Here is a 24,827-nt window from a genome sequence, read left to right as displayed (position 1 = left end):
ACAATAATGAAAATCTTACTTGGCATACTGATAGGATTGGTGCTCGCGGTCAGCATTGCCGCGGCCTCAGCCTACATCGCTTGTGACGGAGACTTCAGAAACTCCTGCGGCGGCGAGGACTTCAGCATAACATTTTCCGACGACTAGAGCGTCGGGAACAACGCAGCGTATTCGCTGAACAGCGCGCCATCTTCGACAAAACGCGTTTGTTTTGTCCCGATGCGTGTTAATATATGATGGGGAAAGAAAAGGACGGGAGGCGACCCATGAGACTCTTTTTTGGTATTTTAATTGGTTTGCTGCTGGCGGTCGGTATCGCTATTGCAGCGGGCATTCATGCGTTTGGCGGGCTGGGCGACATCAGCGAACGCGATAAGTCAAATGACATTACACGGACGATCGATGTTTCGGATTTCGATCAGATAGATGTCGCCGGCGTTTATGAAATCAACGTCAGTGTCGGCGGAGATTTTTCCGTCGTCGTTTCCGGCGCGCCATCAGAGATGGAGCGGCTGGAGGTTTCCGTAGAAAACGGACGGCTTGTTCTTGATCAGGACCGTTTTAACAAGTCGAAACGCCGTTGGCGCGATATGGGACTAACCGCTGAAATTAACCTGCCGATACTTGAAGCTATAGACATCGCCGGTGTTGCTGACGCCGACGTGCGCGGTGTCGAGAGTGAAAACTTCAGTGTTGATCTGTCTGGTGTGGGTGATCTCAATGTTTCGGGTACGTGCGGCGTGTTTAATGCTGACGTTTCCGGCGTTGGCGATCTGAATGCCCGCGATCTTGAATGCCGAGATGTGGATGTTGAAGTTTCAGGTATTGGCGACGCCAGTGTCTACGCCAGCGAGTCCGTCGATGCTTCGGTTAACGGAATCGGCTCCATAAGCGTTTATGGCTCGCCCAGAAATGTCGAGAAGAGCACCACGTTCCTGTCCAGCATTTCGGTGAAATAAGCCGGCCCGTAGGGCGGGGCGGGCCAATCCGCGACTGATTGGCCCGCATTTTCCCCCGTGACTAGCGGCGCAATCCGCACTAAGACGCGGGCCCATGGAAGAGATCTGGACAAATCTGGTCACGCGCCCGACTGACCTCGGATGGGGCTGGTGGCTTGCTTCGACAACCGCTGGCGCGCTGGCGATCCTGGTGACGCTGCTTCTGGCGCAGGCGTTCCTGATGTATTTTGACCGCAAGGTCTGGGCCGCCGTGCAGATGCGCAAGGGGCCTAATGTCGTTGGTCCTTTTGGTCTGCTGCAGTCTTTCGCCGATCTGTTGAAATTCGTTTTCAAGGAAATCGTCATCCCGGCGGGCGCCAACAAGGTCGTCTTTATCCTCGCGCCGATCATCACATTTGTGCTGGCGCTGGTCGGGTGGGCGGTTATCCCCGTCGGTCCCGGGCTCGTTGGCTCCGACATCAATGTGGGCATCCTCTATCTTTTCGCCATTTCCTCGCTCGGGGTTTACGGCGTGATCATGGGCGGCTGGGCCTCAAACTCGAAATATCCGTTTCTCGGCTCGCTGCGTTCAGCGGCGCAGATGGTTTCCTACGAGGTCTCCATCGGTTTCGTGATTATCACGGTGCTACTGCTCGTCGGCTCGCTTAACCTATCCGATATTGTCGTCAGTCAGTCGCGCGCGGGCGGCGGTTTCTGGCACTGGAACTTCATCCCGCTTTTCCCGATGTTTGTGGTATTCTTCATTTCGGCGCTGGCGGAAACCAACCGTCCGCCTTTCGACCTGCCGGAAGCGGAATCAGAACTCGTTGCGGGTTATCAGGTGGAATACTCTTCCACGCTGTTTCTCATGTTCATGATCGGCGAGCTGGCGAATATCGTTCTGATGTGCGCCATGCTGACGGTGCTGTTCTTTGGCGGCTGGCATTCGCCGCTTCCTGACGCCTGGGCGCCCTGGCTCAACGCCGGTCCCATGCCTGTCCTGTGGTTCTGCCTGAAGGTGGTCTTTTTCTTCTTCCTGTTCGCCATGGTGAAGGCGATCGTGCCGCGTTATCGCTATGACCAGCTCATGCGCATCGGCTGGAAGATTTTCCTGCCATTGTGTCTTGTCTGGGTGGTTCTCGTGTCCGGTTTCCTCTTGATGTTCCCGGGCGCCGTTGATTACCTGCAAAGCTGGAGGTCCTAAAGATGTCCAGATTAACCCAAGCAATTAAAGGTTTCGCGCTCGCTGACTTTGTCGGCGCGTTCATTCTGGCGATGAAGTATTATTTCCGACCGAAAGCGACGCTGAATTACCCTTTTGAAAAAGGCCCGCTTAGTCCGCGCTTTCGCGGCGAGCATGCATTGCGCCGCTACCCGAATGGCGAGGAGCGCTGCATCGCTTGCAAACTCTGCGAGGCGATCTGCCCGGCGCAGGCGATTACGATTGAGGCGGAACCGCGCGACGATGGTTCGCGGCGCACCACCCGCTACGATATCGACATGACGAAATGCATCTATTGCGGGTTCTGCGAGGAAGCATGCCCGGTGGATGCTATCGTTGAAGGGCCGAATTTCGAATTCGCCACGGAAACCCGCGAGGAGCTGTTCTACGACAAGGACCGTCTGCTCGCGAACGGCGACCGGTGGGAGCGCGAGATTGCACGCAATCTCGAGCTCGACGCACCGTATCGGTAATCCGAATTTCCGTTAGTCTGTTTGATCGCGAATTTTCGCGGCGGCGCTGCCTTTAACGCTCTTACGATACGTGATGTCGAAGTACGGACGCATCTCGCCGTTTTCATCACCAGCCTGAACATAGCCCCAGTTATGGATTGTAAGTCCGTCGTCTGCTGCGTCCCAGTTCCAGATATAGCGGACGGTTTGCAGCTGACCGTTCTGCGCGGGGAAAGTCAGCCACTCCGATGTCAAGACCATGTGGCCTTTATCGTTCAGGCCGCCTTCAAGCACCATGAAAGCGCCATGGTTATCCGTCCATGTCTGACGCCAGACGCCGTCCGCACCCATGCCCGTGAGCGAATTTCCCTGCAGCCGCCAGGGTAGACCCTGAGCGCTGAAGAGGTCGTCCATTTGCCGCCAATGCTGTTTGATCACGCAGCCTTCGAGGACCTTTTCGATATCGTCGAAGCCGCGAAGTTCGCCGGACTTTGTGTCGTACACGTGCCACTCGCCGACCCAGAAGTCGAAATCGCTGAATTGCGCATCAGTTTGCGCCCATGACGGGGTTCCCCGGCACGGATGCGTGAAATCACCATCGGTTTGCGCCATGACCGGATTAGCAGTCATTACGAGAGACAAAGCTGCGAGCGTTCGTTTTATCATTAAAAAGCCTTTCCACATAAGACGCGATAATCGCGCATCGCGTCTGTATTTATTTTTGTGTGGAAAGAGCCGCTATGCGCAGTGAGCGACACAAGGCGGTTTTGTGACGAGTTACCAGCGCCGGGACGCGAATGCCCGCCTTTTTGGGGTGAATGAAACGGTAGTTCTGAGCTTCAAACACCCCAAGCGTTTTGTTTTCCTAGGGCATCCGTTCAAAAACCATATCCATGCCGATCACATCAATGCGTACGATGCGGCGCGGCGACGCCTTGGTGACATAGATCATGTTTTCAGGTTGCGCTTTGACATGCAGTTTGATGGTCTCGAACTCGCCAGCCGGAACCGTTACGGTTTCTTCTCCTTCGACGGCGAGTTCGACATCCTGCACGGCGCCAGCCAGCGACGCGAACCATTTGATGTTGTAAACGTCGCCTTCTTCCAGAGGCAGGCCGCTAGCAAGGCCGAACACTGATCCGCGAAATACCGTGTGTTCAGGAATCTCGAGATCGAACGGACGATCTGTTTTATCTAGCTGGTCGGGCTGCTTGATCCGGTAAAGCCCCGTCGCCTTGCCGCCTGTAAATTCAAGATCGGCGTCCAGGACCGTGCGGCTGAAATCGGCGTCGAGTACAATCGAGCGCGGCGCCAGTGTTTCCGCATCGAATACGGCAGTGAGCGACTCGCGCGTGGACGGCATCATTGTCGATCCATCATGCAACACGAGCACGTCATCACGCTGTTCCAGTGCGTAAAACATTTCGCCTTTTTCTTCGCCGGCCAGCATCAGCCTGAACGTCATTTCGCCGAATTCGACTTTGTCCCTGTCCACGGGCAGCGGATCCGCCATAGCGGCTCCGGCCCAGACGCAAACGCCAGCGCCTATTAATCCCAGTTGTTTTTTCATCATGACCCTCCTGAAAGTGTTTGTCGGGATCACCCTAAGGTCAAAGCGCGCTGAGGAGGCCCGTAAGGCGGCCTGAAAGCGGTGGGCGGGGTGAATTTCGGGATGACCTGTGCTGGCTTGCCAGGTGTGACTGGCGCGAATGCGGTTTCGATCTCCGCTGAGACCCATATGCTCGTTCTGGGGAAATACTGAACGGCTGTTTTGGCGCCAGCAGACGACCACTACGTTCATGGGCGCAAATTTCACTGAAAACAGGCCAGTAGGACCTTTGCAAATGGGCGCCGAAGCCTCTAAAAGCGCGCCAAGCCGTCCGCGCCGGTGAGTCGCATTGTTTTGGCCGGGCGGGCGATCTAGCAGCGCCATTCGGCGCGTTTTTTTAACGAGTCGGTACTGACCAGGGGACTTCGCGCCGTAGTTTCATCATGACTTTAGCCGCTTTTGCATTTTACCTGTTTGCTTTCGCCGCGGTGGCCTCCGGTCTGATGGTGGTTGCGTCCAAGAATCCGGTCCATTCGGTTCTTTTTCTGATTTCAGCGTTCATTTCCGCAGCCGGTCTTTTCGTGCTCATGGGCGCGGAATATCTCGCCATGGTGCTTGTGGTTGTTTATGTCGGCGCCGTTGCGGTGCTGTTCCTGTTCGTCGTGATGATGCTTGACGTCGATTTCGTCGAGATGAAACAGGGGTTTTTGCAGTATCTGCCGATTGGCGGCGCGCTCGCCGCTATTGTTGTCTTTGAATTGATAATGGTCGTGGCGGTCTGGGCGTTTCCCTCTGATGCGGAAATGGCCCGCGCGCACCCGTCGCCGACGGCAGCCGAGACCATTACAAACCCGAATGGCCCGAATAACATCGAGTCTCTGGGGCTGATCCTTTACACCGACTACGTTCACTATTTTCAGATTGCGGGCATGGTTCTGCTCGTCGCCATGATCGGCGCGATCATTCTGACCTTCCGTACGCGCGACGGCATCAAGAAGCAGGACCCAGGCAAACAGGTGGGCCGCAAGCGTGAAGAAGGCTACGAGCTTGTCGACATCAAGCCAGGGCAGGGGCTTTCATAAATGCTGGATATTGGCCTTGGACATTATCTTTCTGTTGCGGCGATCCTGTTCGCTATCGGCATGGCGGGAATCTTTCTGAACCGCAAAAACGTCATCGTCATTCTGATGTCGATTGAGTTGATGTTGCTTTCAGTCAACATCAACCTGGTGGCGTTTTCGCAGTTTCTGGGCGACCTAACGGGCCAGGTTTTCGCGTTTATGGTTTTGACCGTTGCAGCGGCTGAAGCCGCCGTAGGCCTCGCCATTCTTGTCGCCTTTTTCCGCAATCGCGGCGATATCGCTGTCGATGAAGCCAACGTCATGAAGAACTAGAGGGCCGGCACGCTGATGGACAGGTTAGTCGTTTTACTGCCCTTGTTCGGCGCCATGCTGGCGATGCCGGTGGGCCGCCTTGCTGGCTATCGCGCGGCGGAATTCGTCACCACGGGTCTGTTGTTGGTTGCCGCCATTATTTCATGGGTTCTGTTTTTCGATGTCGCGCTCGGCGGCAACGCCCGCACTGTTGAATTGTTCACCTGGATCGCATCGGGCGGATTTGAAGCGAAATGGGCGGTGCGGCTCGATACGCTTTCGTCGGTGATGCTGATCGTCGTGAATTCTGTTTCCTTCCTCGTGCACATGTATTCCATGGGCTACATGAAGGACTATGGCGAGCAGTCGCGGTTCTTCGCCTATCTCTCGCTCTTTACCTTCGCGATGTTAACGCTGGTGACGGCGGACAACTTCCTGCAGCTCTTCTTCGGCTGGGAAGGGGTTGGTCTCGCGTCGTACCTGCTCATCGGCTTCTGGTTCAAAAAGAAGTCTGCGAACGACGCGGCGATTAAAGCGTTCGTTGTGAACCGGGTGGGGGATTTTGGTTTCGCCCTCGGAATCATGGCGGTTTATTATGTCTTCGGTTCGATCCAGTTTGATGAGGTTTTTTCCGCCGTTGCTGCAAATGCAGTCGTAACGCCGTGGAATGCTGGGGCCGGCGCGCCGATCCGCGAACTGACCATCAACTTCCTTGACAATGACTGGCATGCGCTGACGGTTATTTCCGTGCTTTTATTCATCGGCGCGATGGGTAAGTCAGCGCAGTTCCTCCTGCACACCTGGCTCCCGGACGCCATGGAGGGCCCAACGCCGGTCTCCGCATTGATCCACGCCGCGACCATGGTAACCGCCGGCGTCTTTCTCGTCTGCCGCTGTTCGGTCTTTTTCGAATACGCGCCGAGCGCCGCCGCGCTGGTGACGCTCGTGGGCGCAGTGACGGCGTTCTTTGCGGCGACCGTCGGTCTTCTACAGGACGACATTAAAAAGATCGTTGCCTACTCAACCTGTTCGCAGCTTGGTTACATGTTCTTCGCGGCGGGCGTTGGCGCTTATGACGCGGCGATGTTCCATCTATTTACGCACGCGTTCTTCAAGGCGCTTTTGTTTCTTGGCTCCGGCGCGGTCATCATCGGCATGCATCACGAGCAGGACATTAAAAAGATGGGCGGCGTCAAATCGCTAATGCCCTTCACCCATATTCTGATGGTCATCGGCACCATTGCGATTACCGGTGTCGGTATTCCGGGCTTTTATCTCTTTGGCGCCCCATTCGGTACGGCCGGATTTGTCTCCAAAGACATGATCATCGAGGCGGCTTATTTCGGCGGCGAGGCCGGCAAGGCGTTTGGCTATTTCGCCTTCACCCTCGGCCTGCTCGCAGCGGTGATGACAGCGTTCTATTCATGGCGGCTGATCTTCCTCACCTTCTGGGGGCCGAGCCGTGCGCCTGAGCATATCCGCAAGCATCCCCATGCGGTGCCGGATACAATGATGATGCCGCTCGTGCCGCTGGCCGTTGGCGCACTGTTCGCGGGCATGGCGTTTTATCCGAATTTTACCGGCAAGGATTCCGATCAGTTCTGGAACGGCGCGCTTTACTCAGCGGAAGAACATCATGTTGAAGCGGGCGAGCACGCAAGTGCAGACTACGGTCACGGCGCGGCTGATACGCATGCGGATGAAACTGATCATGCACCGGCGAGCGAACATGCCGCCGCGCCTGCCGGCGATCACGCGGCGGAAGATTCTCATGATGCAGCGGGCGGCGGCGGCCATCACGATATCCCTGCTTGGGTCTTGTGGTCGCCGTTCCTTGCCATGCTGATTGGCACGCTTTCGGCAGCCTGGCATTATCTGCGCGGCGATCCGCTGAAACCGGGCCTTTTGCGTCCGGGTGGCATGATCTACGCGTTTCTGAAGAACAAGTGGTATTTCGACGAAATCTACGATTTCATTCTGGTCAAGCCCGCGCTCGCTATCGGCCGGTTCCTGTGGAAGGACGGCGACGGCAAGACGATTGACGGCGTCGGTCCTGACGGCATCTCCGCTGCTGTCGCCGCGGGCGCGCGCCGGATCGTGAAAATGCAGAGCGGTTATCTTTATCACTACGCCTTCGCCATGCTGGTCGGCATCGCCATCCTCGTGACGTTCATTCTTATTCGCGCCGGGGGCGGCCAATGACCGAGAGTTTTGCTGATCAGCACTGGCTAAGCCTTGTCACCTTCCTGCCGCTGGTTGGCGCCGCGTTCATTATGCTGCGCCGATGGATGATGAAGGCCAACGAAGATGGTTCCGTCAGTTCAGACGAACAGTCTCAGGTTGATAATGTTGCGCGGTGGGTGGCGATGCTCGCCGCCGTCGGCACGTTTCTCGTTTCGCTTGGCGTTTACGCGCTCTATGATCCTTCTATTGCCGGCTATCAGCTAGTCGAGGAATTCGACTGGATCGGCGGCGGCATCGGTTACAAGATGGGCGTTGACGGGATTTCGATCCTGTTCGTCCTGCTGACCACGTTCTTTATGCCGATCTGCGTGCTGGCGTCCTGGCACTCCATCAAGTCGCGTGTCGCCGATTACATGATCGCGTTTCTCGTTCTTGAAACGCTGATGATCGGGGTTTTCTGCGCGCTCGATCTGTTCCTGTTCTACTTCTTCTTTGAGGGCAGCCTTATCCCGATGTTCCTGATCATCGGCGTTTGGGGATCAAAAGGCACAAAAGAATTCGCCGGCGTTTCAATGCCGAGCCGTGTTTATGCCGCGATCAAGTTCTTTCTGTATACGCTGCTTGGTTCGCTCCTGCTCCTGATCGCCATGGCGTGGATGTATGCGCAGGCCGGCACCACGGATATTCCGACCTTGCAGCAAACCGCATTCCCGGCGGGCGCCCAGAAATGGCTGTGGCTTGCGTTCTTTGCCTCGTTTGCCGTGAAGATGCCTATGTGGCCGGTGCACACCTGGCTGCCCGACGCGCACGTTCAGGCGCCGACGGCCGGCTCGGTCGTGCTGGCGGCGATCCTGTTGAAAATGGGCGGTTACGGATTTTTACGTTTCTCTCTGCCCATGTTCCCGATTGCGAGCGCCGATTTCGCGCCGCTCGTCTATGCGCTTTCTATTATCGCCATCATCTACACGTCACTTGTAGCATTGGCGCAAGAGGACATGAAAAAGCTGATCGCTTATTCCTCCGTCGCTCACATGGGCTTCGTCACCATGGGCATTTTCACTGGCACGAAGCAGGGGATTGAGGGGGGGCTTTTCCAGATGCTCTCGCACGGCTTTATCTCCGGCGCGCTCTTTTTATGTGTCGGCGTTGTTTATGACCGCATGCATACGCGAGAGATTGCCGCTTATGGCGGGCTCGTGCACCGGATGCCGATCTACGCGTTTTTGTTCCTGTTCTTTACGCTGGGGAATGTTGGCCTTCCGGGCACCAGCGGTTTTGTTGGCGAGATTCTCGCCATGACGGGCGCGTTTAAAGTGAATTCGTGGATTGCATTCTTTGCTGCATTTGGCGTGATCCTTTCCGCTGCCTATGCGCTACGGCTTTATCGTCAGGTTGTGTACGGGGATCTCACCAAGGAAGCGCTGATGTCTATCCCTGATGTGGACCGGCGCGAATTATTGTCTCTGGGCGTGCTTATGGCGTTCGCGCTTTATCTTGGCTTCAACCCGGGGCCTGCGCTCACCGTGTTTTCACCGGCAGTGGATTTGTTGATCAACAATTACAATGCGGCACTTGCCGCAGGCGGGGTGATGTAATGGAACTCAGCCTCGCTCAAACCCTGACTTTTACCTACCCGGAACTTGCCCTGGCGATCGGCGCCATGGCTCTGTTGATCTACGGTGTTTTTCGAGGTGACAAAGCCGCCGGACAGGTTTCGCTGGCGTCCGTCGCGCTTCTTGTTTTCGCAGGCGTGCTGGTGATTTTTTCTCCCGGCGCGCAACAGAATGTGTCGCTATTCAACGGCGCGTTTCAGATCGATGCTTTCGCGAAGTTCGCCAAGGTCCTGATTTATGGCGCGGCGGCGTTCGCCATTTTGATGTCTGACCGTTATCTCGCCGGCGAAAAACTCGGCCGGTTCGAATATCCCGTGCTTATTGTGCTCGCGGTTCTCGGCATGTCGCTTATGGTGTCGGCGACTGACCTGATATCGCTTTACATGGGGATCGAAACGCAAAGCCTAGCGCTTTACATTCTCGCCTCATTCAATCGCGATAGCCGCCGCTCGACGGAGGCGGGGTTAAAGTATTTTGTGCTTGGCGCCTTGTCGTCATGCCTTTTGCTGTACGGCGCTTCACTTGTTTACGGTTTCACCGGCACGACAACTTTTGAAGGTATTGCCAGTGTTGCAGCCTCAACGGATCAGAATACCGGCCTCGTCATCGGTCTCATCTTCATGATCTCCGGCCTCGCGTTCAAGGTTTCCGCCGCGCCGTTCCACATGTGGACGCCTGACGTTTATGAGGGCGCGCCGACGCCGGTGACTGCGTTCTTCGCCGCCGCGCCAAAGCTTGCGGGCATGGCGTTGTTTGCGCGTGCGCTGACTGTTTCCTTCCCAGGCGTTCTAACCGACTGGCAGCCGGTCATCGCGCTCATTGCCGTCGCTTCCATGGCGGTCGGCGCCTTTTCAGCGATTGCACAGACCAACATCAAGCGCCTGATGGCGTACTCATCAATTGGCCATATGGGCTACGCGCTGGTCGGGCTTGCTGCCGGTACGACGCAAGGGGTCTCGTCCGTCCTGATCTACATGGCTATCTATATTGTCATGACCATCGGCACCTTCGCAGTGATCTTGATGATGCGCCGTCGCGGCGGCATGACGGAAAATATATCAGACCTCTCCGGGCTTTCGCGCACCAATGCTCCAATGGCGCTGATTATGACCGTGTTGTTGTTCTCGCTTGCAGGCGTGCCGCCAGCGGCAGGGTTCTTCGGAAAGTGGTTCGTCTTTCTCGCTGCTGTTGACGCTGGCCTCATCTGGCTCGCCGTCGTAGGCGTCATCGCCAGCGCCATATCCGCTTTCTACTATCTGCGCATTGTCTGGTTCATGTGGTTCGACGAACCGGCCCCGGCGTTTGAACGTGATGCCGGCCCAACGCTGACTGTTGCGGCCTGGGGCTCGGCGCTGTTGATGTTCCCGGTGCTGACGGTGTTCATTGGCCCGCTGATTGACATCGCCGGGCTTGCGGCGGCGTCGCTCTTTTAAGTGCCGCGACTAACCTCCGGAACAGACTTTCAGCTTTTCGACACGCTTGATTCCACAAGCCTTGAAGCAAAGCGCCAAGTTGAAGCGGGAGAGAACGGTCCGCGCTGGATCGTTGCGCTAACCCAGACCGGTGGCTATGGGCGGCGCGGGCGCGCGTGGGAACAGCGAACGGGTGATTTCGCGGGAAGCCTGTTTTTCGAACCTGCTGGTCCCGCTGAAAATCTGGGACAGGTTTCGTTTATTGTCGCTCTGGCGCTTGCTGAAACGCTTGAAGAATTCACTTCTGCAGAAAAAATCAAACTCAAATGGCCAAATGATGTGCTGATTGATGGAGCGAAATGCGCTGGAATTCTGCTTGAAAACTTAGGCGCACATCTCGCCATCGGCATAGGCGTCAACATGGTGACGGCGCCTGAGGGCATGCCGTATCCGACCACACGGCTGATGGATCATAGCGACGAATTGCCGGAACCGGCTGCCTTTGCTGAAATCCTCGATACGCATTTCTGGCGCATTTACAAAGAGTGGCGGGAGCAAGGCTTTGAACCAATCCGCCAGCAATGGCTGAGCAGTGCAGCGGGCGTTTTCGAGGAAATCACCGTTCGCCTGCCAAACGAGGAGCTGAAAGGCGTCTTTGCCGGGCTCGATGAAACCGGCGCCCTGGAGTTGCGCTTGGCCGAAGGAAAGCGGACAATTGCAGCGGGCGAGGTGTTTTTCACAGCGCCCGGAAAGAAAAGTTAAGGCAAGGCCAATGTTACTCGCCATCGATGTCGGCAATACCAACTCCGTGATCGCGCTTTTTGAAGGCGACGAACCGGTCGCGCAATGGCGCGCTTCGACTTCCACAACGCGCACGGCTGACGAATATGCGGTCTGGCTTTCGCAGTTGATGGAGTTTCACGGACAAAAGCTGACGGATATTTCTGAATGCATCATCTCGACCGTGGTGCCGCAGTCCTTATTCCACTTGCGCAATTTATCCCGTCGTTATTTCAACTGCGAGCCGTTCGTTATTGGTCATCACAATATTCCAGGCGTTGAGGTTCGGATTAACAAACCGTCCGAAGCTGGCGCCGACAGATTGGTCAATGCTGTGGGCGCGTTTACCGCCCATGGCGGCCCTTTGGTCGTTGTCGACTCAGGCACGGCGACAAACTTCGACATTGTCGGCTCGGATGGCGCTTTCGAGGGCGGCGTGATCGCGCCGGGCATCAATCTTTCAATGCAGGCGTTGCATGAGGCGGCGGCGCGTCTGCCGCGCATCGCCATAGAGAGACCGGATAAGGTCATTGGAACGGATACTGTCGGCGCCATGCAGACTGGCGTTTTCTGGGGTTATGTCAGCTTGATCGACGGACTGATCGAGCGGATAAAAAAGGAATACGCGAAACCGATCAAAGTCGTCGCAACCGGCGGCATTGCGTCTTTGTTCGAAGGGCAGACTGAGGCGATTGACATCTTCGACCATGATCTGACCATTCGTGGACTGCTTGAAATCTCAAAACGGCTGAAGGCCAAATAATGTCGCGTAAGGAACTTGTCTTCCTGCCGCTTGGCGGTTCGGGCGAGATCGGCATGAACATGAACCTTTATGGGTTCGGCACGCCGGCGAACAGGCAATGGGTGATGATCGATTGCGGCGTCATGTTTGGCGACCTGTCAACACCCGGAGTTGATCTGATTTGTCCGGATCCGACCTATATTCTCGAAGAAAAAGAGGCGCTGCATGGGTTGTTGCTGACGCACGGTCATGAGGACCATATCGGCGCTGTCGCGTTGCTTGCCCCGAAGCTTGGCTGTCCGATTTACGCAACGCCTTTTACGGCGGCATTGGTGGCGCGCAAGCTCGAAGAATATGAAGAAACCAATTACGAACTGAATGTTATAGATATGAACGCGCGGTTCAAGCTGGGGCCGTTTGATATTGAATATGTCACGCTCACGCATTCAATCCCGGAACCAAGCGGCGTCATTTTGCGAACTGACCTTGGAACCGTATTGCATACTGGCGACTGGAAAATTGACGCTTCGCCCGCATTGGGCCCTGTAACTGACAGCGGGACAATCAAAAAACTGGGCGATGACGGACTTCTCGCCATGGTCTGCGATTCCACCAATGTCTTGTCATCGGGCGAGTCCGGTTCGGAATCGGCGGTGAAAAAATCACTCACCAAATTGATCGCAGAGCAGCTGGGCAGGGTGGCCGTCACGACCTTCGCTTCGAATGTCTCCCGTGTTGTTTCCATCTGCGAAGCGGCTGCGGCGGCAGATCGCAGCGTATGTCTTCTCGGGCGTTCCATGCTGCGCATTGTCGATGCCGCTCGCGAGACAGGGTTGCTGCCTGAAGGGTTGTCCTTTGTTGAGCCGAAGGATGCAGGGCACCTGCCGCGCGAACATGTGCTTTACTTGTGCACAGGCTCGCAGGGCGAACCGCGTGCGGCGCTGTCACGCATCGCCAGAAACGATCATCGCGATCTTACCTTGTCCGAAGGGGATACGGTGATCTTTTCGTCGAAGATCATACCCGGAAACGATCGAGAGATTTACAATCTGCAGAACGATCTCGTTGAACTTGGCGTCAAAATCATCACCGAGAAAGATGAGTTTGTGCACGTCTCCGGTCATCCTTGTCGCGAAGAATTACGCTCAATGTACGAATGGGCGCGGCCGGAAATAGCCATCCCCGTTCATGGAGAGGCGCGGCATCTCGAAGAACATGCGGAATTTGCGCTGGAGCTAGGCGCTGAAAAATCTTTCGCACCCCGTAATGGCGATCTTATCCGCATCGCGCCAAACGGTCCTGAACGCATTGATGAGGTTCCCGCGGGCCGTATGTATCTAGATGGAGACGTGTTGTTGCCTGACGGCGCCGCCGCCATGCGCGAGCGGCGCAAGCTTTCCTATGCAGGCGCGCTTTTCGTGTCTCTGGCGTTTGATAAAAAAGGAGAGCTTGCTGATGTGGTTGCCGCTGACGGGGCCGGCATTGTCTGGGCGGATGACGCGCCCGATGCGGCAGCGGAACTCGCTGATGAGATCGATGAGGCGGTTAACGATCTGCCGCGAACGAAGCGTAAGGACGACGAAGCCGTTGCATTGGCCGTCAAAAGGGCGGCGCGTGTCTATTTTGATGAAGTCTGGGGTAAGAGGCCGCTGATCGTCACGCACATATTGAGGCTCGGATCATGAACATTGCCGGCGCAATCGTCATTTATATCATCTGGTGGTGGGTCGCGTTTCTGGCGGTCCTTCCGCGAGACATCACCGGGCGCTGGGAAGCCCAGGATGATGGCGTAAAGGGCGCGGATCCCGGCGCGCCGACCGAACCGCACATCAAAAAGAAGATGTGGCTGGCGACTAAAGTGTCGGGTGTTCTCTGGCTTATCACCGTCGCGATCATCCTGAGCGGCGTTTTCAATTTTAGAGATTAACGCTGTCATTGATGCTGACAGTTTCATCTTCCAACCCTCTTGCGTTCCAAAAAGGGCTGGCCTAGCAACAGACTATTCAGCCTTTCCAACGGTTTATCCGCCAGCCAAGGGGGGTTTATGTCTGAAATTGCGCCCCCTGAGGAAGAACCGCGGCACGGTGACCTGCCGCCGGAAGAAGATGGTCAGTTTGCGGACGACCAGACGCTGTCGCCAGAGTTCGTCCGGTCTGTCGAGGACGCCATCGATGCCGAAGACGTAGAGGCATATCATGGCCTGACCCGTGAAATACACCCGGCGGACGTTGCTGACTTAATCGGCCTTCTGCGTGAAGAAGAGCGTGATGCGCTGATCGCCATGCTTGGCGGCGCGATTCCGTCCGAAGTTCTCGCAGAACTGGATGAAGATCTGCGCGAAGACGTCATCGAGGCCATGGAGCCGGCCAAGGTCGCAGAAGCGGTCATGGAGCTTGATACGGACGACGCCGCGTTCGTACTCGAAGATCTGGATGAAGAAAAACAGGCGGAAATTCTTGCGCTTGCGCCGATTGAAGACCGGCTCGCTCTACGCGCGGCTCTCGACTTTGAAGAGGATAGCGCCGGCCGCCTCATGCAGCGTGAGTTTTTCGCGTCGCCTGCATTCTGGACCGTCGGTCAGATCATAGACCGGTTACGTGGAACCGAAGATCTGCCCGACAAGTTCTATGAGGTGTTTGTCGTCGATCCGGCATTCAAGCCAATGGGGTCGGTGCCGCTTTCAACGCTGTTAAAGTCAAAACGCGAAACGGTTATTCAGGATATAATGTCCAGCCGCGATATGCGCACCGTGCCTGCGACCATGGACCAGGAAGAGGTCGCGTATCTCTTCGAACAGTACAACCTCATTTCCGCGCCAGTCGTCGATGACGCCGACCGCCTGATCGGCATGGTGACGGTGGACGACGTCGTGGAAACGGTCCGCGAGGAAACGCAAGAGGACATGCTTGCGTTGGCCGGCGTTGAGGCGGACACGGGTCTATCCGACACAGTGTTTGAAACCGTGCGTTCGCGATTTTCATGGCTTGCAGTAAATTTAGGTACGGCAATCCTTGCATCGCTTGTGATCGCAATGTTTGACGCCGCCATCGGTCAGATTGTTGCACTTGCCGTGCTTATGCCGATTGTCGCCTCAATGGGTGGCAATGCCGGTACGCAAACACTGACCGTTGTCGTTCGTTCTCTGGCGACAAAAGACCTTACAGCAACGAACGCTGCGCGCATCGTTTTCCGCGAAGCGCTCGTAGGCTTTTTAAACGGCCTTATCTTCGCAGTCATTATGGGCGCCCTTGCGGGCGTTTGGTTTTTTGCGAGCGGATGGGGGACCGAGGCGGCTGCGATTAATCTCGCCCTAGTCGTCGGCGTCGCCATGATCATCAACCTGTTGGCTGCGGGGCTAGCCGGTATTCTTATCCCAATCGGGCTTCAACGCGCGGGCGCCGATCCGGCGGTTTCATCTGCTGTCTTTGTAACGACAGTAACGGATATCGTCGGCTTCTTTGTGTTTCTCGGACTAGCGGCAGCGGTGCTCTTGCCCGCCGCCGGTTAGTAAGCCTGAAGCGAATTTCGGCGATACCACCAGATCAGGCCGCAGCCGATAAGCAGCAGCAAGGGAAGCGCGGGTTCCGGCGCATCTACAGGCGGCTCCTCCGGCTCGCATTCGGGATCAGTTTCTGGGTCGCAAGGCGGGTCGACCGGCGGAATATAAATTGGCGGTATGATCACGGGCGGTATCGGCGGCCCGTCCGGTGTACTCACCGGCGTGTCCGGCGGCAGGACCGGCGGCAATACCGGGGTTGGCGGAACCCGCCTCGGCTCTACTGGCTCAACCGGATTATACCCTGCGAGCCGTGTTGGAACCGGGCGGGGTGCTAAAAAGAATCGGCGGCGGCCCTCCGCTGGCCCTCAGCTTCGCCGCAACAGCCGCAATTCACGACAATGTCGTTGCGAATATCGCCCACTGCGCGCGCATACCAAGCGGCGAATTCCTCTTCGGTCATGCCCGAAGACCCTTTTCCGCCGCCTAGACCGCCGGTGAACACGATCGCAACCGCTATGATGGCGGCGGCGATGATGTTTGTGATCCCATTGCCCAACATAAGACACCTCTGACACCCCCGCCTGGGGAATTATAGCTGAGAGTGAGGAATTTCACCCTCATTTCCGGCGGATATGGCTCTACGAGGGACTTAGTACCAATTATTGTGCCAGAATTGTGCGTCAGGGGAGCAGAGGGGAATTCGAAAAATGCTATATTTTTCAGCTTATTATGCGTTTTGAGCCGGTCTCCCCCGTCCTTTGTGCAGGTAAAAACTCATTAACGACAGGCTCCGACTGTGCCGTTTTGGCGCCTCTAGACCGTGAAATGTCCTAGGGAATGCCATCCGTCTACCAAATCCGGCCATCTCGTGTTAGGAATCATTAACGGTATTTGTCGGGGGGAGCTGTGGGATCAACCAGAAGGTTATCCATCCGAACGGGTCCGGTATGGTTGAATGTGTGTCGAGAGGGGTAGAGCGGGTCTAATGCGGACGGGAGAGACCGGTCTTAATCTGATCAAAGGGTATGAGGGCCTTCGCATGTCTGCGCATTATGCGCCGACTGAACAATGGACTGTTGGCTATGGCCACACAGGTTCGGCCCGCCACGGCATGAGCGTCACAGAAGGTGATGCAGAACGCCTCCTCAAAGATGACGTTCAGCCAATAGAGCAGCTCATAGGCGACACTGTCCGTGCGCCCCTTAATCAGAATGAACATGACGCGCTCGTTTCGTTAATATTCAATATTGGCGAAGATAATTGGAAGCGATCTACCGTTCTTCGTAAACTGAATGCCGGCGACAAGATTGGCGCCGCTAACGCTTTTGAATTATGGACCAAGGCTTTCGTAAATAACGAACTTGCAACGCTTGACGGCCTTGTGCGCAGACGCGCGGCGGAGAAATCGCTTTTTCTGATGCCTACTGATGCGGCGCTAGTCGTTCCGTCCTCGGATGTTCTACCGGCGGCTGAGTGCGAGCCGGAATTCGTGTCAGACCGCGTGATGAATGCAAAACCGCTCGTTGATTTTGAAAAAATCAAACATGATTCCAAGCGCGAGTTAGCGCCGGAGGAAAGAGCGGCGAGAACGCGCGCATTGTTCGCGGCGACGCAGGCGCTTTCCGGCGACCCGTCGAAAATGATTGTTTCGAAAGCTGAAGAACGAGCCGACATGGGCGTCACCATCGGCGCGTTACTGGCGGGAATGCTGGCGTTCGTGCTGACCGGTATTGGCGTCATTTTGCTGTTGGGGCAGGAAGCGCCTGGCATCGCCGAAGCGCTGGGTCTTTCCTACGACAGGTTTGCTGCGCTGTTTGAGAATCTGCCCATATGGCTGTCCGCTACTGGTGCAGCGATGTGCTATTTCATCCTCTATATTCTTGTGAAACGCACAGCGCGCCACGATCTCAAACGTCAGCGGGCGCGGGACCTCGCGCGCATGCGCGTCGCTGAATAGCGAAATAAGTCTCTAACATGCTATTGTCTCGGGATGACGCTTCATCTTGTTAAGCTCTGTGTCGGCGCCAATGGCGTTGATGATCTGCGCGCTTGGATCAAAAAGCGTGTGCAGGCAAACATCAAAACTGGCATGGGCCGCTGCCACGACCATGTCACCCGTATGCACCCGAGACGCGCGGATGAGCTTTTAAACGGCGGTTCTATTTACTGGGTGATCAAGGGGGTAATCCTCTCCCGTCAAAAGATCATCGGATTTGAAAAGCGAATTGGGCAGGATCAGATCGAGCGTACGGCAATCCTCTTCGATCCGGCATTGGTGCTCACAGCCCCGTCGCCTCGACGCGCGTTTCAGGGATGGCGGTACTTGCAGGATAGAGAAGCGCCGCGCGATATTGAGGCCAGTAGTCAAAAAAAGTCTCCGCCGCCGGAACTGGCGCTTGAGCTAGCTGAGCTGGGGTTGCTGTAATGGTCGCATTGAGAACGCTTGCTATTGGCTTGGGCGCGGGGAGCGCGGCGGTTGCAGCATTTGTCACGCAACAGCTGGATGATGACAACGATCAACCCCGGACCAGTCAATCCGCCTACGAAATCTGCCTGAAGACAGATATGCCGTTGTTCGAAGACGCCAGTGCGAGATGTTATGGCCATGCTGACCTGTCGGCGCTGCAGGATCAAAAAATTCTCGACCTTCAAGGGAAATCCGTCACGCTCGTTATGAGCGACCCTGGCGGCCACATGACTTCGCAGCGCGAGGTTCAAACCTGTCGCGCTTTTCGCGAGCTTTCCTTCGATGGCTGGTACGCCGGTACAACGCGCGAGATGCGCCGGGAAGGATATTTCATCAGGGCATGCGGCGCTTTGTTTGCGCTGATGAACGCCCAACCCGCAAACGGCAGCCATTTTCAGGACGGCTCGCCCACGAAGGAAGATTTGGCGTTGCTTCGAAGCGTTATGAGACTCGGAGAAGAAGCAGGGGGATCAACGCCACTCTCTGTCGAACAGCCCAGCGCCCACCAATGGCGCATTTCGGAAAATAATCAGTTTGTCGAGATGCAGGAGTTGGCGAACGCTGATTTCGACAGTGACGGGGTGGAAGAGATTCTGTTTTTTTTGGCGGGTGGAACCAGAGGCGGATCTGCGCTGTTTTATGATGTCGGATTGTTAGAAAAAGATGCAAAGGGCGCTGCGCTTGTCTTCACGCCGGTGTCGCACAACCCGGAGGCTGGCGCGCGCGCGGCTGGCTGATTCTTACCTGTTTCGTGAAACTGTAACGATAAAGCGCCATAAAGCTTGGATGGCTGGCTTATGAGGGGTATGATAGCAGCGATTCAGGATTCTCGAGGAGAAACCGGGCCTTGTTAACACTCAAAACAACCTCTGCCTCCTTTTTGCGTACGCTTGGCGCCCTGGCTGTGTTCACCTTGCTTTCTGCTTGCGCCTCTCTATCAGGCGGCGACAGCGCAGCGGAACTCAGTGATAGCGATTTGGAAGCGCAAGCTTTGAAAGTCGCTTCGCTTGAAGCGGAAGTTGCGCGATTAAAATCTCAAAATGCGCGACTCGCCAATCAGGTGCTGTCCTTTCAGCGCGAGCGAGACAGCGCGGCTTTGGAAAATGAGACTGACGGAGACATTCAACAAGAAGCTGAAGTCTCACTGCCTCCAGCGCCGGAAGCAATTACAAAAGACCCGGAACCGTCCACTGCGGTTGTAGATGATGCTGCGTCTCCAGCGCTCGCCCAGTCTGAAGTGCCGGTGCAAACATCTCCGCGGCTTGTCCAGCCAACATTCGCTTCCAATGAAACTGTGTTCGAGAACGAAGCTAATGGTGAAATCAAGACTGAAAGCGTGCTGTATGGCGTTCATCTGGCGTCCTATCGCAAGCTTGAGGAAGCGCGCGCCGGATGGCGTCAATTGCAACGGGAAAACCCTGATGAACTAGGCTTACTCGAGCCGCGTGTTGAAAATATAACCGTTACTGACAAGGGAAGGTTTCTCCGCCTGATCGGCGGCGGCTTCGCAGCGAAAGACAAAGCCGATGCCCTCTGCGCACAATTGAAAGCGAAGGGCATGTTTTGCGCTGTGGAGGGCTTTGAGGGAGAGCGTTTGTCGCTCGCGGAGTCAGATAGTTAGTCTTCTTCAACCGGAGGTGCGAGATCAAAAACACGTTCGTCAAAAACGACGCCCTCATATTCTTCCTGGCCCTCATAGCGGATTAGTATTTCGCCCGCGTCCAGCGACACAAAACCAAACGGCACCGAAACCTTGCGTTTTTCGGTATCAGTAAAAACAGCGACGTTTTCCCTGACCCCAAGCTGGACAGCGCTGCTGTTGTGTTGTTCGGGCGTGTATTCAACGATAACCCGGCCATAGCTGGAGTTGTTGCCAGACGGCACAATCATTGTTTCCAAATTCAGCGTGCCGTCCGTATCGCGTAAGAGACGTGTATCATCGAACTTGGATTTTGTTTTTCCGCCGTTTCGAAGGATCACTGGTACGGAAACGCCGAGTCCAACATCGACCTGCAGGCCTCTGTTACTTGCTTTGCGGATAGGCGTTCGAGAGGCCTCGGTTTCTACAAGCAGGTGCGATCGGCGTTCGCCTTTTGGCAGTTTTACTCCATCTCGAATTTGAACGGATATATCCATGCGGGCGCCCGGTTTCAGCCGAAACTGCGCTGGTGTCACCACAAGGTAGGGAGCAGCGCTGAGCTTTGCCCGACTTTCTGGGCTGGCCTGAGCATAACCGGTTTCGGTTGCGCTCAGGTCGATCCACGTCACGCGGCCTTCAATAATCCGGTCCGAAGGGTTTGATATGGTGAAAACCGAGGAAGGGTCCTCCAGTGTCAGGACCTGTCGCAGGGGAAAGACGCCCATATCAGCGTTGGCGGGCATGGCGAACATAGCCAGAATGCCAACCAGGGCCGAGAAAGTGCTGAAATATTTGCCTATCGCCATAGAAACCAGAATCGTCTCACACTCGAAACTAGCGGGAGATGGTTTCTCATCGGTATGCAAGAAAGATGAAATCCCGGCTTTTTCAAGCGCGGGTCAGTGGAAACATTAATGACGCACGTAATTGTACTGGGAAATGAAAAGGGCGGGTCGGGCAAGTCCACCACCGCCATGCACTTGATCGTCGCGCTAATGCGATCAGGCTATAAGGTTGGCGCCGTAGATCTTGATTTGCGGCAAGGTAGCCTTAAGCGATACATTGAAAACCGAAAAAAATTCTGTGAAATCAAAGGAAAAGAGCTGGTTTTTCCGACCGAGGTGGATGTTGAGCCATCGAGTCTGGATAGCCGGGCAGAAAGCCAGGCAAAAGAATCTGAGAACTTCAAAGCCGCTCTGCAGTCGCTTGAGGGGTGTGATTTTGTCGTCATCGACTGCCCTGGTGCGAATACGCACCTTTCTCGGCTGGCCCACTTGCATGCCGATACGATTGTTACGCCCTTGAATGATAGTTTTGTTGATTTCGACCTTCTGGCGCGGATTGATCCTGAGACTGGCAAAGTGACTGGGCCTAGTCTTTACAGCGAAATGGTTTGGACCGCTCGCAAGCAGCGGGCGATGACCGGGGTGCCCGGCGGCATTGACTGGGTCGTTATGCGAAACAGGCTTTCTGCAACACGGGCTCGTAACAAAAAGAACATGGGCGATAAACTCGATGAGCTTTCTTCGCGGATAGGTTTCCGGCTAGCGCGTGGCTTTGGCGATCGGGTGATCTATCGAGAGTTGTTCCCCATCGGTTTGACTTTGCTTGACTTAGGCGGGGTCGATTCTCCAGTGCGGCTTACAACTATGAGCCACGTAACGGCGCGGCTGGAAATACGTTCGCTGGTGGCGTCCCTGAACCTGCCGCAACAAGAACAGGGCGGCGAAAGCGAAGCGGCGGCGGCCTGAAGCCAAACCATTCGCTCTCCACTCAGGAAACGTCTAGACTTCAGAAATGTGGTTTGGATTAGTCTCATTGGTGATAGCGGTTGCAGCGGCGGGCTGGTTGTTGTTTCGCCTTGCCGCCGGAGATGACTCAAACAGCGACAAACGCAGCATGACGATTTTGAAGGGGGTTGTTTGGCTCGCCCTGACTGCGGCGCTCCTTGCCGCCAAGCTGTGGCCGCTGGCGTTCATGGTGCTGATTGCAGCGGGCGGCGTCACGGCGATTGAGGCGTGGCGCGGATCACAAAAGGATCTTGAAGAAGACGAAACGAGTGTAGCACCGTCTCGCAACGACAGGAAAATGAGCGAAGATGAAGCGCTCTCAGTACTTGGCCTTGAAAAAGATGCGGACGCTGGTGCTGTTCGAGCCGCGCATCGGAAACTGATTTCCCAGCTTCATCCCGACCGGGGCGGGACTGATTACCTCGCCTCAAAAATAAACGAGGCGAGGGATTTTTTGTTGCGACGTCTGGGGGAGGGTTAGGCCACGCCCTTGTCAGCTTGCTTTTGTGAAAGCTCTTCTTCACCGATCACGCAGTTGCGGCCGGCATGTTTTGCTGCGTAAAGGCACTGGTCGGCGCGCTCAATTAATGATTCTGACGAATCATTTTCATTGAGCGTGGCAACGCCGATAGACATCGTAATGACGCCCAAGTCTTCGTTAGTACGTCGCTTTTTCAATCGTCGCGATTGCACTGCCTCACGAATGCGGTTTGCAAGCATCTTCGCGTTCGCGAGCGAAGTACCCGGCAGTACGACAGCGAATTCCTCACCGCCATACCGGGCCAGCAAGTCCTGCCCCTTCACGTTATTATTCATGACGTCGGCAACGAGACGCAGCACCTGATCCCCAGTCTGATGACCCCAAGTGTCATTGAAATTCTTGAAATGATCGATATCGCCAAGCAAGAGGGCGAGAGGTTCTTCTTCATCAAGCGCTTCTTGCATATGTACGACTAAAGAGCGATCAAAAGTCGCCCGGTTTGCAACGCCAGTCAGCGCATCGCGCATGGCTTCTGCTTGAATAGCTTCAACGTCGCGTTGTAGAGCGCTCACTTCACTGGCGGACTCCGCGAGCCTTGACTCTAAGGCTTCGTTTTCAGCACGCATGGTCTTAGCGACATTCAGAATGCTTTCGAGCAGATCCCCGACGTTCGGCGTGTCTGAAGCCGCTGCTGTTAACTGATCTGAAATGCTGGTCAGCTTTTCGCTGTGACCGGTCGCGTTTTCGCCGCCTTGCTCAACAACATCATAAAGGTCAGAGACCTCTTCGTGAAACCGTGCGACCAGCTTCATCATGTCATGGGAAAGTTCTGCGTGCTGTATAAATTCTTTGTAAAGACGGTCAGCTTTTTCCTGCGATAGCTTGCCATCCTTATCAGTCGCTTTTTGTATTGCAGAAGACAAGGCGGCGTTTCCGCCTTCAACATGGGCGTACCACAGCTCATAATTATCGGGCGTCGAAGAAAGCCCTGATTGTTTTAATGCGCCTAAAGTGATCTCGGCATAACGATGCGATGTTTCAGTATCTAAAGCCATGTTGTCCTGCTGACTTGTATCGAGGCGTTCGCCTCCCCCTAGCTCATGGGGAGCCTAGAAAAACATGGTAAAGGTTTGGCTAAACCCTTCATTCAGTATTTCGGAAACAGAGCTTACCGGAAAGTTAATAGCTTTTATCTTGCGACCGCTCGCGTCATGAATGCCGGGACATGTTCGCCCAAGCCAACAACAGGTTCAGGCGCTTTTTCGCGTCGCCGCGATGAACTCTTGGATTCGCTCCGTTTACGGCGACCGGGGCGTTGTTGATTGTCATCCTGACCGGACTCTTTCAGGCTTGCTTCCGGCTGCCTGTTGTCATCAGCTTTCGCATCGCCGTCTTTACGGCTGTTCCGTTTCGTGGTGCGTTTACGTTTATCATCCGGTTTACGGCGGCGCTTTTCGGTTCCAGGATTCTCCTCAAAAAACTTCGTAAAGTCTAATGCCTGGATTTCATCAGCGCTAATCGTTTTCAATATCGCGTCGAAATACTTGCTGTCTGCTGGCGTAACCAGCATCATCGCTGCGCCTTTCCGGCCGGCACGGCCAGTCCGGCCAATCCGGTGAACATAATCATCAGCATGGATTGGAACATCATAGTTGAAAACGTGACTTACTGCTGGAATATCGAGGCCGCGCGCAGCCACATCCGACGCCACCAAAAATTGAATTTCGTCATTGCGGAATTTGTCGAGCGTTTCCGTGCGAAACGCCTGTGCGAGATCGCCATGAATAGGGCGTGCATTAAAGCCATGCTTTTGCAGAGACTTGGCGACGATGTCGACCGTCGATTTGCGGTTACAGAAGATGATTCCGTTTTTGACGCCATCAAGGCCTAGTAACTCACGAAGCGCATTTCGTTTAAGCTTATCGTCCTTGGATGGCATGTTGACGATACGTTGCGTGATCGTATCGGCAGTCGTCGCGGGTTTTGCCACTTCAACACGCACCGGATTATGCAGAAATTGATCGGTAATCCGCTGAATTTCGGGCGGCATGGTCGCTGAAAAGAACAGTGTTTGACGTGTGATCGGCGTCAGTTTGAAGATTTTTTCAATGTCGGGAATGAAGCCCATATCGAGCATGCGGTCGGCCTCGTCGATAACCATCACCTCGATACCGGTAAGGAGAAGGCGGCCACGTTCGAAATGGTCAAGCAAACGGCCCGGGGTTGCGATGAGGACGTCAACGCCGCGCGTAAGTTTTGCATCCTGATCGCCGAATGAAACCCCGCCAATCAAGAGCGCCATGGATAGTTTGTGATTGATGCCGTACTTTTCAAAATTTTCTGCAACTTGCGCAGCGAGTTCTCGCGTAGGCGCAAGCACAAGACTGCGTGGCATACGCGCTCTTGCGCGGCCCTTTGAAAGGCGTTCAATCATCGGCAGCGTGAAAGATGCCGTTTTTCCCGTCCCGGTCTGTGCGATGCCGAGGACGTCTCGCCCTTCCGTAGCGGGGGGGATCGCTTGCTCTTGAATAGGGGTTGGCGTTTCGTAGCCAGCTTTGGCGATGGCTTCGAGGAGTTTCGGCGATAAGCCGAGTTCAGCGAATGACATTCAGTCTCCGTCTAGTTTGTTGCCGGAACGCGCCTTAGGGGCGGTATGTTCTGACTATGTCGCATCGGCGGGAGTTGG

General features: G+C 55.4%; 27 protein-coding genes. 20 read left to right on the top strand and 7 right to left on the bottom strand.

Annotation, left to right across the window (positions count from 1 at the left end; all coding sequences use genetic code 11):
• The first annotated feature begins 6 nt into the window (after positions 1 to 6).
• The 4 genes from PUV54_RS01215 to nuoI all read left to right on the top strand — a co-directional run bounded on the left by PUV54_RS01215 (position 7) and on the right by nuoI (position 2,633).
• Positions 7 to 147 carry a hypothetical protein gene (locus PUV54_RS01215; RefSeq protein ID WP_274493692.1) on the top strand — a complete coding sequence of 47 codons (141 nt, stop codon included), beginning with the start codon at positions 7 to 9 and terminating at the stop codon, positions 145 to 147.
• Positions 148 to 266: 119 nt separating this feature from the next.
• Positions 267 to 959: a head GIN domain-containing protein gene (locus tag PUV54_RS01210; RefSeq protein ID WP_274493691.1), complete on the top strand. Its 693-nt coding sequence runs from the start codon at positions 267 to 269 to the stop codon at positions 957 to 959.
• Positions 960 to 1,053: 94 nt separating this feature from the next.
• Entirely contained in the window at positions 1,054 to 2,142 is a 1,089-nt protein-coding gene (gene nuoH, locus PUV54_RS01205) for an NADH-quinone oxidoreductase subunit NuoH (protein ID WP_274493690.1), read from the top strand.
• Positions 2,143 to 2,144: 2 nt separating this feature from the next.
• A complete protein-coding gene (gene nuoI, locus PUV54_RS01200; protein WP_274493689.1) occupies positions 2,145 to 2,633 on the top strand; it encodes an NADH-quinone oxidoreductase subunit NuoI in 489 nt (162 codons plus the stop codon).
• A 12-nt stretch (positions 2,634 to 2,645) separates the two neighbouring features.
• On the opposite strand, the gene PUV54_RS01195 is transcribed toward nuoI, so the two are convergent.
• On the bottom strand, positions 2,646 to 3,278 hold the full coding sequence (locus PUV54_RS01195) for a hypothetical protein (protein WP_274493688.1): 633 nt from the start codon (positions 3,276 to 3,278) through the stop codon (positions 2,646 to 2,648).
• Between the two features lie 199 nt (positions 3,279 to 3,477).
• A complete protein-coding gene (locus PUV54_RS01190) occupies positions 3,478 to 4,182 on the bottom strand; it encodes a DUF3108 domain-containing protein (RefSeq protein ID WP_274493687.1) in 705 nt (234 codons plus the stop codon).
• A gap of 422 nt (positions 4,183 to 4,604) precedes the next feature.
• On the opposite strand from PUV54_RS01190, the gene PUV54_RS01185 reads away from it, so the two are divergent.
• From PUV54_RS01185 to mgtE, 10 genes are all read left to right on the top strand, one after another.
• On the top strand, positions 4,605 to 5,243 hold the full coding sequence (locus tag PUV54_RS01185) for an NADH-quinone oxidoreductase subunit J (protein ID WP_274493686.1): 639 nt from the start codon (positions 4,605 to 4,607) through the stop codon (positions 5,241 to 5,243).
• 3 nt (positions 5,244 to 5,246) lie between these two features.
• Entirely contained in the window at positions 5,247 to 5,555 is a 309-nt protein-coding gene (gene nuoK / locus PUV54_RS01180) for an NADH-quinone oxidoreductase subunit NuoK (RefSeq protein WP_337999190.1), read from the top strand.
• Positions 5,556 to 5,570: 15 nt separating this feature from the next.
• Positions 5,571 to 7,736 (top strand): NADH-quinone oxidoreductase subunit L, encoded by a 2,166-nt coding sequence (nuoL, locus tag PUV54_RS01175; protein WP_274493684.1) that lies wholly within the window; start codon positions 5,571 to 5,573, stop codon positions 7,734 to 7,736.
• Entirely contained in the window at positions 7,733 to 9,313 is a 1,581-nt protein-coding gene (locus PUV54_RS01170) for an NADH-quinone oxidoreductase subunit M (protein WP_274493683.1), read from the top strand. Before nuoL ends, PUV54_RS01170 begins: the two co-directional genes overlap by 4 nt.
• A complete protein-coding gene (nuoN, locus tag PUV54_RS01165) occupies positions 9,313 to 10,764 on the top strand; it encodes an NADH-quinone oxidoreductase subunit NuoN (protein WP_274493682.1) in 1,452 nt (483 codons plus the stop codon). The genes PUV54_RS01170 and nuoN overlap by 1 nt, the downstream gene beginning before the upstream one ends.
• Positions 10,765 to 11,505 carry a biotin--[acetyl-CoA-carboxylase] ligase gene (locus PUV54_RS01160; RefSeq protein WP_274493681.1) on the top strand — a complete coding sequence of 247 codons (741 nt, stop codon included), beginning with the start codon at positions 10,765 to 10,767 and terminating at the stop codon, positions 11,503 to 11,505.
• Positions 11,506 to 11,515: 10 nt separating this feature from the next.
• Positions 11,516 to 12,286, top strand: a complete 771-nt coding sequence (locus tag PUV54_RS01155; RefSeq protein ID WP_274493680.1) for a type III pantothenate kinase — start codon at positions 11,516 to 11,518, stop codon at positions 12,284 to 12,286.
• On the top strand, positions 12,286 to 13,950 hold the full coding sequence (locus tag PUV54_RS01150; RefSeq protein ID WP_274493679.1) for a ribonuclease J: 1,665 nt from the start codon (positions 12,286 to 12,288) through the stop codon (positions 13,948 to 13,950). The genes PUV54_RS01155 and PUV54_RS01150 overlap by 1 nt, the downstream gene beginning before the upstream one ends.
• Positions 13,947 to 14,192 carry a DUF1467 family protein gene (locus tag PUV54_RS01145; protein WP_274493678.1) on the top strand — a complete coding sequence of 82 codons (246 nt, stop codon included), beginning with the start codon at positions 13,947 to 13,949 and terminating at the stop codon, positions 14,190 to 14,192. The genes PUV54_RS01150 and PUV54_RS01145 overlap by 4 nt, the downstream gene beginning before the upstream one ends.
• Before the next feature lie 117 nt (positions 14,193 to 14,309).
• On the top strand, positions 14,310 to 15,773 hold the full coding sequence (gene mgtE, locus PUV54_RS01140) for a magnesium transporter (protein WP_274493677.1): 1,464 nt from the start codon (positions 14,310 to 14,312) through the stop codon (positions 15,771 to 15,773).
• Here the strand turns inward: mgtE and PUV54_RS01135 are convergent.
• Positions 15,770 to 15,982 (bottom strand): PEP-CTERM sorting domain-containing protein, encoded by a 213-nt coding sequence (locus PUV54_RS01135; RefSeq protein ID WP_274493676.1) that lies wholly within the window; start codon positions 15,980 to 15,982, stop codon positions 15,770 to 15,772. The genes mgtE and PUV54_RS01135 overlap by 4 nt on opposite strands.
• A gap of 113 nt (positions 15,983 to 16,095) precedes the next feature.
• Complete coding sequence (locus PUV54_RS01130; RefSeq protein ID WP_274493675.1) at positions 16,096 to 16,323, bottom strand: hypothetical protein; 228 nt, start codon at positions 16,321 to 16,323, stop codon at positions 16,096 to 16,098.
• A 426-nt stretch (positions 16,324 to 16,749) separates the two neighbouring features.
• On the opposite strand from PUV54_RS01130, the gene PUV54_RS01125 reads away from it, so the two are divergent.
• The 4 genes from PUV54_RS01125 (at position 16,750) to PUV54_RS01110 (ending at position 19,852) form a co-directional block, all read left to right on the top strand.
• Positions 16,750 to 17,721: a lysozyme gene (locus PUV54_RS01125; protein WP_274493674.1), complete on the top strand. Its 972-nt coding sequence runs from the start codon at positions 16,750 to 16,752 to the stop codon at positions 17,719 to 17,721.
• A 33-nt stretch (positions 17,722 to 17,754) separates the two neighbouring features.
• Positions 17,755 to 18,189, top strand: a complete 435-nt coding sequence (locus PUV54_RS01120) for a DUF1489 family protein (RefSeq protein ID WP_274493673.1) — start codon at positions 17,755 to 17,757, stop codon at positions 18,187 to 18,189.
• Complete coding sequence (locus PUV54_RS01115) at positions 18,189 to 18,968, top strand: hypothetical protein (protein ID WP_274493672.1); 780 nt, start codon at positions 18,189 to 18,191, stop codon at positions 18,966 to 18,968. The genes PUV54_RS01120 and PUV54_RS01115 overlap by 1 nt, the downstream gene beginning before the upstream one ends.
• Positions 18,969 to 19,078: 110 nt before the next feature.
• The gene (locus PUV54_RS01110; protein ID WP_274493671.1) at positions 19,079 to 19,852 is read left to right on the top strand and encodes an SPOR domain-containing protein; all 774 of its coding nucleotides are present in this window, start codon (positions 19,079 to 19,081) and stop codon (positions 19,850 to 19,852) included.
• Here PUV54_RS01110 and PUV54_RS01105 read toward each other — a convergent pair.
• Positions 19,849 to 20,676 carry a fimbrial biogenesis chaperone gene (locus PUV54_RS01105; RefSeq protein ID WP_274493670.1) on the bottom strand — a complete coding sequence of 276 codons (828 nt, stop codon included), beginning with the start codon at positions 20,674 to 20,676 and terminating at the stop codon, positions 19,849 to 19,851. The genes PUV54_RS01110 and PUV54_RS01105 overlap by 4 nt on opposite strands.
• 108 nt (positions 20,677 to 20,784) lie before the next feature.
• Here PUV54_RS01105 and PUV54_RS01100 point away from each other — a divergent pair, with 108 nt between their 5' ends.
• Both PUV54_RS01100 and PUV54_RS01095 read left to right on the top strand, forming a co-directional pair.
• Positions 20,785 to 21,621, top strand: a complete 837-nt coding sequence (locus PUV54_RS01100; RefSeq protein ID WP_274493669.1) for a division plane positioning ATPase MipZ — start codon at positions 20,785 to 20,787, stop codon at positions 21,619 to 21,621.
• 46 nt (positions 21,622 to 21,667) lie between these two features.
• Positions 21,668 to 22,141, top strand: a complete 474-nt coding sequence (locus tag PUV54_RS01095; RefSeq protein ID WP_274493668.1) for a J domain-containing protein — start codon at positions 21,668 to 21,670, stop codon at positions 22,139 to 22,141.
• Here PUV54_RS01095 and PUV54_RS01090 read toward each other — a convergent pair.
• On the bottom strand, positions 22,138 to 23,196 hold the full coding sequence (locus PUV54_RS01090) for a GGDEF domain-containing protein (RefSeq protein ID WP_274493667.1): 1,059 nt from the start codon (positions 23,194 to 23,196) through the stop codon (positions 22,138 to 22,140). The two genes, PUV54_RS01095 and PUV54_RS01090, sit on opposite strands and share 4 nt — an antisense overlap.
• A 134-nt stretch (positions 23,197 to 23,330) precedes the next feature.
• On the bottom strand, positions 23,331 to 24,749 hold the full coding sequence (locus PUV54_RS01085) for a DEAD/DEAH box helicase (RefSeq protein WP_274493666.1): 1,419 nt from the start codon (positions 24,747 to 24,749) through the stop codon (positions 23,331 to 23,333).
• Positions 24,750 to 24,827: the final 78 nt, after the last annotated feature.

Origin of the sequence: Hyphococcus flavus (assembly GCF_028748065.1) — a bacterium.
Classification (GTDB): Bacteria; Pseudomonadota; Alphaproteobacteria; order Caulobacterales; family Parvularculaceae; genus Hyphococcus; species Hyphococcus flavus.
Note: the sequence above shows the minus strand (reverse complement) of the source record. Positions and strands in the feature narration are given on the sequence as shown.

Bases quoted from the DNA above. Each gene is read 5' to 3' on its own strand.
- nuoN (WP_274493682.1), top strand. From the start codon at position 9,313: ATGGAACTCAGCCTCGCTCAAACCCTGACTTTTACCTACCCGGAACTT.
- PUV54_RS01185 (WP_274493686.1), top strand. From the start codon at position 4,605: ATGACTTTAGCCGCTTTTGCATTTTACCTGTTTGCTTTCGCCGCGGTG.
- nuoI (WP_274493689.1), top strand. From the start codon at position 2,145: ATGTCCAGATTAACCCAAGCAATTAAAGGTTTCGCGCTCGCTGACTTT.
- PUV54_RS01130 (WP_274493675.1), bottom strand. From the start codon at position 16,323: ATGTTGGGCAATGGGATCACAAACATCATCGCCGCCGCCATCATAGCG.
- PUV54_RS01190 (WP_274493687.1), bottom strand. From the start codon at position 4,182: ATGAAAAAACAACTGGGATTAATAGGCGCTGGCGTTTGCGTCTGGGCC.
- PUV54_RS01095 (WP_274493668.1), top strand. From the start codon at position 21,668: ATGTGGTTTGGATTAGTCTCATTGGTGATAGCGGTTGCAGCGGCGGGC.
- PUV54_RS01145 (WP_274493678.1), top strand. From the start codon at position 13,947: ATGAACATTGCCGGCGCAATCGTCATTTATATCATCTGGTGGTGGGTC.
- nuoH (WP_274493690.1), top strand. From the start codon at position 1,054: ATGGAAGAGATCTGGACAAATCTGGTCACGCGCCCGACTGACCTCGGA.
- PUV54_RS01100 (WP_274493669.1), top strand. From the start codon at position 20,785: ATGACGCACGTAATTGTACTGGGAAATGAAAAGGGCGGGTCGGGCAAG.
- PUV54_RS01210 (WP_274493691.1), top strand. From the start codon at position 267: ATGAGACTCTTTTTTGGTATTTTAATTGGTTTGCTGCTGGCGGTCGGT.
- PUV54_RS01215 (WP_274493692.1), top strand. From the start codon at position 7: ATGAAAATCTTACTTGGCATACTGATAGGATTGGTGCTCGCGGTCAGC.
- PUV54_RS01115 (WP_274493672.1), top strand. From the start codon at position 18,189: ATGGTCGCATTGAGAACGCTTGCTATTGGCTTGGGCGCGGGGAGCGCG.
- mgtE (WP_274493677.1), top strand. From the start codon at position 14,310: ATGTCTGAAATTGCGCCCCCTGAGGAAGAACCGCGGCACGGTGACCTG.
- PUV54_RS01195 (WP_274493688.1), bottom strand. From the start codon at position 3,278: ATGATAAAACGAACGCTCGCAGCTTTGTCTCTCGTAATGACTGCTAAT.
- PUV54_RS01125 (WP_274493674.1), top strand. From the start codon at position 16,750: ATGCGGACGGGAGAGACCGGTCTTAATCTGATCAAAGGGTATGAGGGC.
- PUV54_RS01155 (WP_274493680.1), top strand. From the start codon at position 11,516: ATGTTACTCGCCATCGATGTCGGCAATACCAACTCCGTGATCGCGCTT.
- PUV54_RS01085 (WP_274493666.1), bottom strand. From the start codon at position 24,749: ATGTCATTCGCTGAACTCGGCTTATCGCCGAAACTCCTCGAAGCCATC.
- nuoL (WP_274493684.1), top strand. From the start codon at position 5,571: ATGGACAGGTTAGTCGTTTTACTGCCCTTGTTCGGCGCCATGCTGGCG.
- PUV54_RS01090 (WP_274493667.1), bottom strand. From the start codon at position 23,196: ATGGCTTTAGATACTGAAACATCGCATCGTTATGCCGAGATCACTTTA.
- PUV54_RS01120 (WP_274493673.1), top strand. From the start codon at position 17,755: ATGACGCTTCATCTTGTTAAGCTCTGTGTCGGCGCCAATGGCGTTGAT.
- PUV54_RS01150 (WP_274493679.1), top strand. From the start codon at position 12,286: ATGTCGCGTAAGGAACTTGTCTTCCTGCCGCTTGGCGGTTCGGGCGAG.
- PUV54_RS01170 (WP_274493683.1), top strand. From the start codon at position 7,733: ATGACCGAGAGTTTTGCTGATCAGCACTGGCTAAGCCTTGTCACCTTC.
- PUV54_RS01105 (WP_274493670.1), bottom strand. From the start codon at position 20,676: ATGGCGATAGGCAAATATTTCAGCACTTTCTCGGCCCTGGTTGGCATT.